Below are 13,205 nucleotides of genomic sequence, written 5' to 3' on the forward strand. Positions count from 1 at the left end.
TGAATGACTTGCTGACTCGTTCCGTCACTTTCGGAGGTGGAAGTTGGCGCGGGTCGTGTTTGGAAGAAGGGGTTGGTTCACGCGAAGGCGCGGAGACGCGAAGGCGTTGCGTTTCGGGGTAGCGCATCCGCGTCAGCGGCCTTGATCGTCGTTGCAGCGGGTACGGCGTCTTCCGGTCGCGCGCGGGTGCATTGCGGGTGACCTTCTCCGCGTCTTCGCGCCTTCGCGTGAACCACTTTTCTGCTGCCCCTTCGGATCGGGCAGCTGCGGGAATCGACGATGGAAAGAACGCTCCGATCCTGCGCCGGGGTGCCCGTGTAGGAAAGCGGTTTGCGTGCGCCCACGCATCGGCTAATCGCGGGCATTCCTATGACCGATACGCCCGACACTCCGCGCGACTGGCGCGACACCGTCTTCCTGCCGAAGACCGACTTCCCGATGAAGGCCGGCCTTGCCGCCAAGGAACCGGCGATCCTCGACCGCTGGGCGAAGATCGGGCTGTACGAGCGGCTGCGCGCCGAGCGGGCGGGACGCGAGCGGTTCCTGCTGCATGACGGCCCGCCCTACGCCAATGGCGACATCCATATGGGCCATGCGATGAACAAGGTGCTGAAGGACATCGTCGTCCGCACCCAGTCGCTGATGGGCAAGGATGCGCCGTACATCCCGGGATGGGACTGTCACGGCCTGCCGATCGAATGGAAGATCGAGGAAGCGTATCGCGCCAAGAAGCGCAACAAGGACGAGGTCCCCCCGGCCGAGTTCCGCGCCGAATGCCGCGCCTATGCCGCCAAATGGGTCGAGGTGCAGAAGGGCCAGTTCCAGCGGCTGGGCATCATGGGCGATTGGGAAGACCCGTACCTCACCATGAAGTTCGACGCCGAGGCGACCATCGCCGAGGAATTGTTGAAGTTCGCGATGAGCGGCCAGCTGTATCGCGGGGCCAAGCCGGTGATGTGGTCGCCGGTCGAAAAGACCGCGCTGGCCGAGGCCGAGGTCGAATATGAGGATGTCGTGTCGACGCAGATCGACGTGGCGTTCGAGATTGTGGAAGCGCCGAATGCGCCCTGGTTGGCGGGTGCCTACGCCGTAATCTGGACCACTACTCCTTGGACCATTCCAGTCAATCAGGCGCTGGCCTACGGACCGGACGTTGAGTACGTCCTGCTGACGCCAAGCTATGGGCGGGAGCTTACTGATGCTTCGTTCGAGAATTCGGACGCGGTCTCGGGAAAGAAGCTGTTGATCGCTCGGGAATTGATTCCGGCTACTCAAAAGCGTCTCGGTTTCACGGCTATCTCCGAACACTGGTCTGGTAACGGCTCCGACCTTGCCGGCGCAACCGCCCGTCACCCGATGCACGCGCGCGGCGGGTTCTTTGCCAAGCCGCGCCCGTTCCTGCCGGGCGACTTCGTGACGACCGATGCCGGCACCGGCCTCGTCCATATGGCCCCCGATCATGGCGAGGACGATTTCGAGTTGTGCAAGGCGCATGGAATCGAGCCGGTGTTCGCGGTGCAGGGCGATGGGCGGTATCGCGACGACTGGGCGTGGCTGGGCGGTGAAGGCAGCGTCATCAACCCGAAGTTCGTCGCCGCCGGGCGTGGCGGCAAGCTGGAGGAAGGGCCGATCTGTCGCGACCTACGCTTGAGCGGCGCGCTGCTGGCGGCGTCGGACGACTTTGCGCATAGCTATCCGCATAGCTGGCGGTCGAAGGCGAAGGTGATTTTCCGGGCGACGCCGCAGTGGTTCATTCCGATGGACCGTTCTTCTAAGCCCTCTCCCCTTCAGGGGAGAGGGTTGGGAGAGGGGATTGACGATCCGCTGCTTTCTGTAACCAACCTTACCGCACTTCCCCTCTCCCCGGCCCTCTCCCCTGAAGGGGAGAGGGAGTCGAATGGGGCTACGTTGCGTGAGATCGCTTTGGACGCGATCGAACGCACGCGGTTCGTGCCGGAAAAGGGGCGCAACCGGATCGGGGCGATGGTGTCGGGGCGGCCCGACTGGGTCATCAGCCGCCAGCGCGCATGGGGCGTACCGATCGCCTTGTACGTCAACCGCGTGACCGGCGACTATCTGCGCGACGAAGCGGTGAACGACCGCATCCTGACCGCGTTTCGCGAGGGCGGGGCCGATGCGTGGTATGCGGCGGATCATCAGGCGCTGCTGGGGCCGGACTATGCGTTGGCCGATTATGAGGTCGTAACCGACATTCTCGACGTGTGGTTCGATTCGGGCTGTACCCATGTCTTCACCATCGAGAAAAGGTTCGGGGCGGGCACCCGCGCGAACCTGTATCTCGAAGGGTCGGACCAGCATCGCGGCTGGTTCCAGTCGTCGCTGCTCGAAAGCTGCGGGACGCGGGGGCAGGCGCCCTATGAGGCGGTGCTGACGCATGGCTTCGCGCTGGACGGCAATGGCCGGAAAATGTCGAAGTCGCTCGGCAATGTCGTCGATCCGTTGAAAGTGATCGGCGAATCGGGCGCGGACATCCTGCGCCTGTGGGTCGCCCAGACCGATTATTTCGAGGATGTGCGGATCGGCAAGGAAGTGCTGGCCGGCACCGGCGATACCTATCGCAAGCTGCGCAACACCTTCCGCTACATGCTGGGCGCGCTCGACGGGTTTAGCGAGGACGAGCGGGTGCCGGTGGCGGAGATGCCGGGGCTGGAACGCTATGTCCTGCATCTGCTGGGGTCGCTCGACACCGAGTTGCGCAATGCGGCGGAAGCGTTCGAGTTCAATCGCTATGCCCGCGCGCTGACCGATTTCGCGAACGAGGATCTGTCGGCGTTCTTCTTCGATATCCGCAAGGATTCGCTCTATTGCGACGCGGCCGACGATGTGCGGCGGCGGGCGTATCGCACCGTGCTCGACGTCCTGTTCCACGCGCTGGTCCGCTATGCCGCGCCGATCCTCGCGTTCACCGCCGAAGAGGTGTGGCAGGCGCGGTTTCCGAGCGAAGATGGATCGGTGCATCTGCTCGAATGGCCCGACGTGCCGCCGCTGCCCGCCGACCAGCCGCTCGGCACCGAATGGGCCGATGTGCGCCGGCTGCGCCAGCAGGTCACCGAGGCGATCGAGCCGCTGCGTCGCGCCAAGACGGTGCGGTCGAGTTTGGAAGCGGAAGTGACCGTGCCGGCGCTGCCGCTGTCGGCGCAAGAACTGGCCGAGCTGTTCATCGTGGCGAAGGTCGCGGCGGGCGATGGCGAGATCGCGGTGACCCGGACCGAAAAAGCGAAGTGCGGGCGCTGCTGGCGGCATCTGCCCGACGTGGCGACCGACGGCGACCTGTGCGGGCGCTGTGCAGCGGTGGTGGCGTGATGCGCAAGGTCGCGATCATCATCGCGCTGGCCGTCTTCGCGTTCGACCAGCTGGTGAAATACTGGGTCACCGGGCCGATGGGCATCGACTATCCGGGTGCCGAGCTGAACGTGCTGCCGATCTTCACGCTGCGGTTCGTGCAGAATTTCGGCGTCTCGCTGGGGCTGTTGCAGGCGGGCAGCGATACCGCGCGCTGGGCGCTGGTGGCGATGACCGCGTTGATCGCGACCGGTGTGGCGGTGTGGATCCGGCGCGAGACGCAGAAGCCCGAGTTGATCGGGCTGGGGCTGGTCCTCGGCGGGGCGCTGGGCAATATCGTCGACCGCATCCGGTTCGGCTATGTCGTCGATTATGCCGACCTGCACGTTTTCGGGTACAGCCTGTTCATGGTATTCAACCTCGCCGATGCGGCGATTTCGATCGGCGTCGTGATCCTGCTCATCCGGGCATTGTTCACCCGAGAGCCGAAAACCGACGTTCCTGTGGAGAAGGCCAATGCGTAAGTTCATCGTTCTCGGCAGCCTGGGCCTGATCCTTGCCGGGTGTCAGGGCAATGCCCTCAACCGGACGCGCCCCGACGAATTCGCGGTCGCGCGGCAGGCACCGCTGGTGATCCCGCCCGATTATTCGCTGGTGCCGCCGCAGCCGGGTGCCGCGCGTCCGCAGGACACCGCCGCATCGACGCAGGCGATGCAGGCGCTGTTCGGCGGTCCGGCCCCGCGCAGCGCGACCGAGCGGCTGACGCTGGAGCAGGCGGGCAATGCCGACGCCGATACCGGCATCCGTTCGGCCGTGGCCGATCCGGGCACCAACGTCGTCGACAAGGGGTCGACGACCCGCGACATCATCGCCGCTCCTGCCGGCGACGGACAGAGCGCGCGGACGACCACGCCGTAAGGGTTGCGGGTTCGGACAAGCGAAAAGGCCGGTCGCCCTGTCGGGTGGCCGGCCTTTTTGGTTTGTGTGGGCTTGAGCCTTGGGCCTTCGCCACCATCCCCGTTTGCTTCGAGCATAGGTTCGAGCTTGTCGAGAACCGACGTCGAGAAGGGGTTTCCACAAACGACCAGGTTCTCGACTGCCGCTTCTCGACAAGCTCGAAGCTGCTCGAACCTAACGGGGAGAGGATATCCGTTCGTCCTGAGTAGCCATTGAGCCTGTCGAAATGGCGTATCGAAGGACCGCTTGAAGCAGGTACTTCGATACGGGTCTTCGACTTCGCTCAGCCCCTACTCAGCACGAACGGGGTTGTTACGTTTCTTCGTCCGATCAGAACGCCGCGGTCAGCGAAACCACCACCGTGCTGGCGGCGATCGGGCTGCCGTTGGTGGTCTTGCTGAAGTTCGGCTGGATATAGGCCGATTCGGCGCGCGAGATGTCGGTGTCGACATAGGCGACGCCCAGCGTCAGGTTCTTGTAGGTATAGTCGGCGCCGACCAGCCAGTCCCAGTATTTGCCGGTCGGGGCAAGGCTGGTGCCGTTGGGGCCAAGGCCGGGGTTGCCGTCCGAATAGCCGATATGCGCCTTCAGCGTGACCGGCGTCGACGGTACGCCGGCCGCGGCGTCACCCGAGAGATACAGGTTCTTCTGACGGCTGCCGTCACCTTCGACCGGCGGCGTGAGGGAGGCGGTGAAGTACCCTAGCGAGGTCTGCTTGGGGGCGTAGAAGACGCCTGCGGTCAGCGTGGCGGGACCGGCGGTGCCCGACAGCTTGCCATAGAATTCGACGACGTCGGTTTCGTCGGCACCGCCGGGATAGGTGTACCAGGTGACGCCGGCATCGACGGTCGCCGTGCCGAAGGTCTTCTTGTAGCCCGCGATCAGATCGAGTTCGAGGTTCGCGCCGCCGAACGTGCCCCAACCGGCGAGGTTCGAGCCCCAGGTGCCGATATAGACGCCGCTGTCATGGGCGATGGTGATGCCGCCCTGAACGGCGACGTTCTTGTCGCTCTGCGAGACGCCGCGAAAGCGATAGTCGGAGGTGACGCCGGCGCTGCCGCTGATCGTGATCGGTGCGGGCGGCGCGGTTTCTTCCTGCGCCATGGCGGGCATCGCGGTGGTGGCGGCCAGGATGGCGGCCGGGAGAATGATCGAGAATCGCATCGTAAACCCTTTCTAGGTTCCGTGGTGATTCTCCTGCGTTCGAACATCGCCGCGATTCGGTGGGCCTGCTGGCCCGTGCGGTCTGATGCTCTGCGATCGAATATGTCCTAGCGTACCGCGCCGCACAATCGGAATTGCGCACAGGCCAGATACGACGCGCCCGCTGTTGCGCGATCGCAACAGCGGGCGGTTGAGGAACGCTCGTTCGGGGACGAGTTTCGATGCTTACGCGCGGATGGCGAGGATCGCGTCGATCTCCACCACGGCACCCAGCGGCAGGACCGGCACGCCGACCGCGCTGCGGGCGTGACGGCCGGCGTCGCCGAACAGTTCGACCATCAGTTCGGATGCGCCGTTGGCGACCTTTGGCTGGTCGGTGAAGCTGCCCGCTGAGTTGACGAACACGCCGAGCTTCACGACGCGTTCGATGCGGTCGAGGCTGCCCAGCGCCTTTTCGGCCTGGGCGAGGATCATCAGCGCGCACTTCTGCGCGGCGCTGGTCGCATAGGCGAGGTCGCGGTCCTCGCCGGCGCGGCCGGTCATCAGATTGCCGTCCTCGAACGGCAGCTGGCCCGAGAGGTGGAGCAGCCCGCCGGCCTCGACCGCCGGAACATAGGCGGCGACCGGGGCGGCGGCGGCGGGGAGCGAAAGGCCGCGTTCGGCCAGCTTTGCGGGGATGTCATATGCCATGGATGCGTTCCTTTCGTTGATCGGGGACAAGGTCAAGCCTGTGCCGGGCGTCCTTCGGCAAACCGTGCCTCGATCCAGCCCCTGGCCTCCACCCAGTCGTCGATGCGGGCATGGGCGGCGGGGGCTGGTTCGACATGGACGGCGAGATCGGGTTCGGACACCATGTGCAGGCGGAACACGTCCGGCGCGGTATCGGCGACCGATTGGTGATGCACGGCGAGGTCGTCGACGAACACGGTGACGCTGGGATCATATTCCGCGACCAGCCGCGCGACCGGGGGGCCCTTGCCGCCCTGATTGCATTCGACGCGGTGGACGATGCCGTGCGTTGCCAGCTGGTCGATGCGGTGGGTGCGGCAATGATCCTGCAAGTTGGTCAAGACGACGATGTCCGCCTGTTCGGCGAGCACCGCCAGCGCTTCGCGCGCATGTGGTACCAGCGTCTGGCGCGCCATCTCGCCGGGGAAGAACCCGTCGAGCATTCCCCACATCTCCTCCCGCTCCAGCACGCTGCCATCGGCGCGGGTCATCGCGTTGGCGAAGTCACCCCCCTGCATGCGGAAATCGATCGCGTGCGCATCCTTCAGCCAGTTGCCGAAATGGCGGACCATGTGCAGCAGGACTTCGTCGCAATCGGTGATGAGCAGCGGTTTCATGCGGTCTCCAGTTCGGCGCGGGCCTGCACCAACGCGGCGGGCGGCACATCCAGCGCATCGGCACAGGCCAGCAGATCGGGTTCATGGGATTCGAGATGGGCGACGACCTGCACCAGAAACGACGGCTCACCGGCCCGCGCGCGCAGATCGGCGGGGTCGATGCCGGTCAGCGCGAGGAAGCGCGAGGCACGGGTCGCATCGCCGATCACCCAGCCAAGTGCTTGTAACGCCAAGGTTGCCGCGTCTTGATTTGTCTCGCGCTGTCGCATCGCTTACACCGTCGTTGGAACCATCAGGGGATGCAACGCGCGTGGCAAAAAGGGTACTCGTTGTCGAGGACAACGAACTCAACCTGAAACTGTTCTGCGACCTGTTGCGCGCGCACGGGTACGACACCGAACCGGTGCGCGACGGGCGGGAGGCGGTGACGCGGGCGCGCGCCTTTCTGCCCGACCTGATCATCACCGATATCCAGCTGCCGCATATGACCGGCCTCGAACTCATCACGATGCTGAAGGGCGATAGCCGGCTGCGGACGATCCCGATCATGGCGGTCACCGCCTATTCGGGGCGCGACGACGAGGATCGGGTGCGCGGTGCGGGGGCCAATGCCTACGTGACCAAACCGATTTCGGTGGTGCGGTTCATCGGCGAAGTGCGCGGGTTGTTGCCGACCGAGGGGGAGGCTTAGGGTTCCGCTTTCTCCTCCCATTACCCCCGTTTGCTTCGAGCGTAGGTTCGAGCCTGTCGAGAACCGAAGTCGAGAAGGGGGCGCCTCCAACGACCAAGTTCTCGACGGACGCTTCTCGACAAGCTCGAAGTTGCTCGAACCAAACGGGTAACGGAATCGAGCGGGTGGCGAGGCGCAGAAGTCTGCGGCAGCTATCGCAGGTCGACGCGGGCGACCAGCATCGTCAGCAGCGCCGACAGGGCGGCGACGACCCATAATGCCGCCAGCCCCAGCCAGTTCCAGCCGATCGCACCGATCGTCACCCCCGCCACGAAGCCCAGCCACAGGAGAACGTCTCGACGCACCCCCGGTGCCGAGCGGTCGCCGAGCAGCCGCCGTGCGGCGCGCTGGCCGATGCGGACCAGCGTGCCGGTCATATAGGTGAGGCCGATCCGCACCTCGCCATCGGGCGCGACGACGCCGTTCTGCGCACCCATCGCCGCGGCAAGCAGCAGCATGGCAAGCGTCAGCGGTGCAAAGGCGGCCATCGCCGCGCCGATCGCGAGCAGCAGGGTGACGACACCCATCACCGCCTCCGCCCGACGCGCCTGCCCCAGCCGCTCGGCCGCTGCCGCGCCGGCGATGGTGCCGAGCATCGCCCCGGCGACGAACGACAGCACCAGCGCGGCGGCCGTCGCGGCCGCATAGTCCCAGCCATGGGCGAGGCCGACCCCGAAGCGCGTCGAATTGCCGCTCATGAACGAAGCGAAGAAGCCGCCCAGCCCGCTGAACGCCAGCGCGTCGACAATACCGGCCAGCGTGGCCAGCAGGACGGTGGTGAGCGTGGCAGCGGAGGACAGGCGTCGCATGGCGGTTCCTTTGCCCGATCGGGCGGTGGGGCGGCAAGGGCGTGGCGCGGCCGACTCGACCTCCATCGGCTTTACGCACCGGTGCCGGCGTGGCGACCAAGGAACGATCGAGAAAAACCGACCGGCCCGCATGTTTTTGGAACGGACTCTTCCCCTGCGGTACGTTAGCGAGACGCCATGGTTCCTTCTCCGCAGGCGCTGGGGCAGATGCTCGGGGCGCTCGACATGATCGGTATCGCGGTGTTCGCGGCGTCGGGGGCGCTGGCGGCGACGCGGGCGGCGCAGACGTTCGTCACGGCGGCGTTCTTCGCGCTGATCACCGGGGTCGGCGGGGGCACGGTGCGCGACCTGTTGATCGGGGCGCCGGTCTTCTGGGTCCATGGATCGCCGGTGGCGGCGATCTGTGTCGGCATGGCGATGCTGGTGTGGATCACCCCCGAACATTGGTGGCGCGACAAGGCGCTCGACTGGCTCGATGCGGCGGGGCTGGCGGCGTACGGCGTGTTCGGCGCGGCCAAGGCGCTGACCTATGGCGTGCCACCGTTGCAGGCGGCGGTGATGGGGGTGCTGACCGCGTGCGTCGGCGGCATCCTGCGCGACGTTCTGGCGGGGGTGCCGTCGATCCTGATGCGGCCGGAACTGTATGTGACGGCGGCGGCGCTGGCGGCGGGGCTGCATGTCGTGCTGGTCGCTTGCGGACTCCCGCCGTTCGTGGCGGCGCTGCCGGCGGCGACGGCGGGCTTCGCGCTGCGCGGGGCAGCGATCCGGTTCCGGATCGCGTTGCCGGCGTATCGGGGGAAGCGGTAGGGGGGCCCAAGTTTCTTGACCGTTTCCGCTTATCCTCAGTAGTCCTGCGCTTGTCGAAGGGGCGTATCGAAGGATCGTTTGGGGCAGGTGCTTCGATACGGGCCTTCGACAAGCTCAGTCCCTACTCGGCATGAACGGTCGTTGATGGGGCCCGGCGTCTTCCGATCCGTTGCAGTCGTTTTTCTCATTCCCTTCCCCTTCCGTTTGCTTCGAGCGGAGGTTCGAGCCTGTCGAGAACTGTAGTCGAGAAGGGGGTGCCGTTAGGCGGCGCGTTCTCGACGGACGCTTCTCGACAAGCTCGAAGCTGCTCGAACCGAACGGGTGGGTGTGGATCCGTCGGGAGGCGAACTTCAGCCCCGTACCACGCCGACATCGCGGAACGGGCGGGGTTCGGTCGGTGGCACGGTGCCGTCGTTCAGCCGGCATTGCCAGAAGCCGACATCGATCCAGCGGCCCTGTTTGAACCCGACCTCACGGTACACGCCGGCGCGGCGGAAGCCGACCGCCTCGTGCAGCGTGATCGAGGCGTCGTTGGGCAGCGACAACACGCCGATCGCCTGCGTGAACCCCTGCGCGCGCAGGGTATCGATCAGCGCTTCGTACAACAGCCGCCCGGTCCCGCGCTGCTGCGCGCTGCCGGCCATGTAGATCGAGGTTTCGACGACATAGCGATAGGCCGGGCGCTCGCGAAACTTCGTCGCATAGGCATAGCCGAGCACGGCATCGCCCCCCGCCTCCCCGGTGGTCGCGACCAGCCACGGATTGAAACCGTCGCTCGCGGCCATGCGGTGACGGATCGCGCGCGTGTCGGGGGCGTCGGTTTCGAACGACACCGTGCCGCCCAACACATAGGGCGCATAGATCGCGGCGATCGCGGCGGCGTCCTCGGGCCGGGCGGCGCGGATCGCGATCATCGGAACAGCCGCGCCACGATCAGGTCGAGCAGCGACGCATCGTCCGCCGACACCGTCACCGGTCCCAGCCCGGCGCATTCGAGGCAGCGTGCCTGCACGCCGGTCCGTGCGGTCAGCATCCGGCGGGCATCGCCCAGCGCCTGCGCCATCAACGCCCGCTGTTCGATCGCGGCAGCCCCGAGCAGGTCGGTGGCGGCGTCGGTCGTCTCGCCCTTCTCGCGGTCGGCGAAGCTCTTCAGCAGCTTTTCATAGGCGCTGGGTTCGCGGTCGAGATAGACCGCACGGGTATTGGCGGGGTCGAGCTTCGCGCGGCGGGCAGCCTCGGCGACGGCATCGTTCAGATCGCCGAAGCGGTCGACGAGGCCCAGTTGGCGCGCGGTGCCGCCGTCCCACACCCGGCCCTGCCCGATCTGGTCGACGCGCTGCGGCGTCAGCTTGCGCGAAGTGGCGACGAGGCCGGTGAAGCGGCGATAGATATCCTCGACATTGCCCTGCATGATCGCGTCGAAGGCCGGGCTGGTGCCGCGCATCACGTCGGGCTGGCCGCTCAAGGGGGTGGTGGCGACGCCGTCGGCAGTGACGCCGATCTTCGCCAGCGTGTTTTCGAAGGTCGGGATGACGCCGAACACGCCGATCGACCCGGTGATGGTATTGGGTTCGGCGAAGATCACGTCGCCCGGCGTCGACACCCAATAGCCGCCCGATGCGGCAAGGCCGCCCATCGACACCACGACCGGGATCTTCGCGACCTGCTTGGCCTGCAGGATCGCCTGCCGGATGCGTTCGGAGGCCAGCACCGATCCGCCCGGCGAATCGACGCGGACGACCAGTGCCTTGAGGTTTTTGGTGGCGAGCCCGTCGAGCAGCAGCTTGGCGATGGTGTCGCCGCCCGCCGTACCGGCCTTCGCCTCGCCATCGACGATCGTGCCGGCGACGGTGATGACGCCCACTGCGTCGCCGCCGGTCGGGACCGGGTTCGCTGCCAGCCAGTTGTCATATTTGATCGTGCGGAAACTGCCCGCTGCCTTGCCCGCATCCTCACCGCCCAGCGCCGCGACGCGCTTGCCGAACGCGATGCGGTCGCCGAGCTGGTCGACCAGCCCGCCGCGCAGATTGGCCTGCGCGATATCGCCGCCCGCCGCCTGCACCGTTTCCGCCGGGCGGGTCAGGAAGGCGTCGAGCTGCGCTTTGGGCCGCGCCTTTTGAACCGCCGCGCGCCATTGGTCGAAGATCGCGCCGTACAGCGCCTGATTGGCGGCGCGGGCCGGTTCGGACTGGTCGGCGCGGGTGAAGGGTTCGACCGCCGACTTGAACTGGCCGACGCGGTAGACGTGCGCGTTGACGCCCAGCCGGTCGATCAGGCCCTTGTAATAAGGCTGCGACCCGCCGGGGCCGCGGAACAGCGTGCCGCCGAACGAATTCTGCCAGATCTCGCTGGCGTTCGACGCGATGCGATAGCCGCCATCGGTGTAGAGCGTGGCATAGGCCAGCACCGGCTTGCCCGCGTCGCGGACGCGGCGCACGGCATCGCCGACCTCGGCCAGCGTCGACGGATAGCCGCCGGCGAATTTGTCGAGGTCGAGCACGACGACCTTGACCCGCGCATCGCCCTTCGCCGCATCGAGCGCGCGGACTACGTCGCGCAGGCGCAGTTGCTGGGCGACCGGCTGGCCGCTCAGCACCGCGACCGGATCGGCCTCGGCGGGTTGTTCGACGATCGATCCCGACAGGTCGAGCAGCAGCGCGCCATCGGTCACCCGCGTATTGGGCCGTGTCGACAGGGCAGCGAACAGACCGCCGAAGAACAGCAGCAGCAGGAACAGGACCAGTGCGTCCTTGATTCCAACCAACAGCTTCCACGCACCCCGGACCAGTTTCACGGCAATTCCTTCGTTTATCGTCTAGCGATAAATAGCCGGATGGCCGGACGAGTAAAGTGGTGTCCACACCGATGCCCCAAACGAATGGCGGCCCCGCACGCAGGCTGCGCACGGAGCCGTCGGATCGGTCGGGACGCGATGCGTCAGACGCGCATCGGCATCAGCACATAGAGCGCGGGCGACGCGTCATTCTCGCGGATCAGCGTCGGGGCGGCGGCGTCCGACAGATGCACTTCGCACAGGTCGCTGTCGATCTGCCCGAGAATATCGAGCAGATAGCGGCTGTTGAAGCCGATTTCGAAGGGGAGCGCGGTATATTCGCCGGGCACTTCCTCCGCCGCCGCGCCGTTTTCGGGGCTGGTCACCGACAGGGTGATCTTGTCGCGATCGAGTGCCATCTTGACCGCGCGGGTCTTTTCGGTGGCGATGGTCGACACGCGGTCAACGCCGGCCATGAAGCTCTTCGGATCGAGTTTCAGCAGCTTGTCGTTCGCGGTCGGGATGACGCGCGAATAATCGGGGAAGGTGCCGTCGATCAGCTTGCTGGTCAGGATCGCCTGTCCCAGATCGAAGCGGATCTTGCTGCCCGACAGCGACACGCCGACCGAACCGTCGACCTCGTCGAGCAGCTTGCGCAGTTCGGCGACGCATTTGCGCGGCACGATGACGTCGGGCATCTTTTCCGCGCCATCGGGCCGGTCGACCGTCATCCGCGCGAGGCGGTGGCCGTCGGTCGCGGCGGCCTTCAGCACCGGTTTGCCGTCATTTTCGGCGACATGCAGGAAGATGCCGTTGAGATAATAGCGCGTTTCCTCGGTCGAGATCGCGAAGCGTGTCTTGTCGATGATCGCCTTCAGCGTCGTCGCGGGCAGTTCGAACTGGGTCGGCAGCTCGCCCTCGGCGATCACCGGGAAATCGTCGCGCGGCAACGTCGCGAGGCTGAAGCGCGCGCGCCCGGCCACCACGGTCAGCCGCCCTTCGGCCGCCGACAATTGCACCTGCGCACCATCGGGCAGCTTCCGCGCGATGTCGAACAGCGTGTGCGCCGATACGGTGATCGCGCCCTGCTGATCGATCGCCGCCGCGATCGTCTCGTCGATCTGCAGGTCGAGGTCGGTCGCCATCAGGCGCAGCGTCGATTCGCCGGCCTCGATCAACACGTTCGACAGGATGGGGATGGTATTGCGCCGCTCGACCACCGACTGGACGTGGCTGAGGCCCTTCAACAGGGTCGCGCGTTCGATCGTCGCCTTCATGATGTTCCCCCGCGCGGATGCGCTCGCACTCGGGCCGGC

The 13,205-nt window shown here is 66.3% G+C and carries 13 protein-coding genes; 5 read left to right on the forward strand and 8 right to left on the reverse strand.

Annotation, left to right across the window (positions count from 1 at the left end):
* The first annotated feature begins 369 nt into the window (after nt 1–369).
* From ileS to ASE91_RS01040, 3 genes are read left to right on the forward strand one after another with little or no spacing between them, the layout of a single operon-like run.
* On the forward strand, nt 370–3,324 hold the full coding sequence (gene ileS / locus ASE91_RS01030) for an isoleucine--tRNA ligase (protein ID WP_056621922.1): 2,955 nt from the start codon (nt 370–372) through the stop codon (nt 3,322–3,324).
* Nucleotides 3,324–3,827: a signal peptidase II gene (gene lspA / locus ASE91_RS01035; RefSeq protein WP_056622263.1), complete on the forward strand. Its 504-nt coding sequence runs from the start codon at nt 3,324–3,326 to the stop codon at nt 3,825–3,827. Before ileS ends, lspA begins: the two co-directional genes overlap by 1 nt.
* A complete protein-coding gene (locus ASE91_RS01040) occupies nt 3,820–4,221 on the forward strand; it encodes a DUF3035 domain-containing protein (protein ID WP_055999004.1) in 402 nt (133 codons plus the stop codon). Before lspA ends, ASE91_RS01040 begins: the two co-directional genes overlap by 8 nt.
* A gap of 369 nt (nt 4,222–4,590) precedes the next feature.
* On the opposite strand, the gene ASE91_RS01045 is transcribed toward ASE91_RS01040, so the two are convergent.
* From ASE91_RS01045 to ASE91_RS01060, 4 genes are all read right to left on the reverse strand, one after another.
* Nucleotides 4,591–5,424, reverse strand: coding sequence for a TorF family putative porin (locus ASE91_RS01045; RefSeq protein ID WP_056621924.1), 834 nt, complete (start codon nt 5,422–5,424; stop codon nt 4,591–4,593).
* A 225-nt stretch (nt 5,425–5,649) separates the two neighbouring features.
* Complete coding sequence (locus tag ASE91_RS01050; RefSeq protein ID WP_055998998.1) at nt 5,650–6,114, reverse strand: RidA family protein; 465 nt, start codon at nt 6,112–6,114, stop codon at nt 5,650–5,652.
* Between the two features lie 32 nt (nt 6,115–6,146).
* Nucleotides 6,147–6,770, reverse strand: a complete 624-nt coding sequence (locus tag ASE91_RS01055; RefSeq protein ID WP_056621925.1) for a hypothetical protein — start codon at nt 6,768–6,770, stop codon at nt 6,147–6,149.
* Nucleotides 6,767–7,039 (reverse strand): DUF3572 domain-containing protein, encoded by a 273-nt coding sequence (locus tag ASE91_RS01060; protein WP_056621927.1) that lies wholly within the window; start codon nt 7,037–7,039, stop codon nt 6,767–6,769. The genes ASE91_RS01055 and ASE91_RS01060 overlap by 4 nt, the downstream gene beginning before the upstream one ends.
* A 41-nt stretch (nt 7,040–7,080) precedes the next feature.
* Here ASE91_RS01060 and ASE91_RS01065 point away from each other — a divergent pair, with 41 nt between their 5' ends.
* Complete coding sequence (locus ASE91_RS01065) at nt 7,081–7,461, forward strand: response regulator (protein ID WP_056621928.1); 381 nt, start codon at nt 7,081–7,083, stop codon at nt 7,459–7,461.
* 191 nt (nt 7,462–7,652) lie between these two features.
* On the opposite strand, the gene ASE91_RS01070 is transcribed toward ASE91_RS01065, so the two are convergent.
* Nucleotides 7,653–8,309, reverse strand: coding sequence for a YoaK family protein (locus ASE91_RS01070; RefSeq protein WP_056621930.1), 657 nt, complete (start codon nt 8,307–8,309; stop codon nt 7,653–7,655).
* Nucleotides 8,310–8,486: 177 nt separating this feature from the next.
* Here ASE91_RS01070 and ASE91_RS01075 point away from each other — a divergent pair, with 177 nt between their 5' ends.
* Nucleotides 8,487–9,116 (forward strand): trimeric intracellular cation channel family protein, encoded by a 630-nt coding sequence (locus ASE91_RS01075; protein ID WP_055998983.1) that lies wholly within the window; start codon nt 8,487–8,489, stop codon nt 9,114–9,116.
* Between the two features lie 350 nt (nt 9,117–9,466).
* Here ASE91_RS01075 and ASE91_RS01080 read toward each other — a convergent pair whose 3' ends face one another.
* From ASE91_RS01080 to dnaN, 3 genes are all read right to left on the reverse strand, one after another.
* Nucleotides 9,467–10,030: a GNAT family N-acetyltransferase gene (locus ASE91_RS01080; RefSeq protein WP_056621932.1), complete on the reverse strand. Its 564-nt coding sequence runs from the start codon at nt 10,028–10,030 to the stop codon at nt 9,467–9,469.
* Nucleotides 10,027–11,910 carry a signal peptide peptidase SppA gene (gene sppA, locus ASE91_RS01085; RefSeq protein WP_056621934.1) on the reverse strand — a complete coding sequence of 628 codons (1,884 nt, stop codon included), beginning with the start codon at nt 11,908–11,910 and terminating at the stop codon, nt 10,027–10,029. Before sppA ends, ASE91_RS01080 begins: the two co-directional genes overlap by 4 nt.
* A 143-nt stretch (nt 11,911–12,053) precedes the next feature.
* On the reverse strand, nt 12,054–13,166 hold the full coding sequence (dnaN, locus tag ASE91_RS01090) for a DNA polymerase III subunit beta (RefSeq protein ID WP_056621938.1): 1,113 nt from the start codon (nt 13,164–13,166) through the stop codon (nt 12,054–12,056).
* Nucleotides 13,167–13,205: the final 39 nt, after the last annotated feature.

The sequence above is a fragment of the Sphingomonas sp. Leaf62 genome, assembly GCF_001421915.1.
In the GTDB taxonomy this organism is placed as follows: Bacteria; Pseudomonadota; Alphaproteobacteria; order Sphingomonadales; family Sphingomonadaceae; genus Sphingomonas.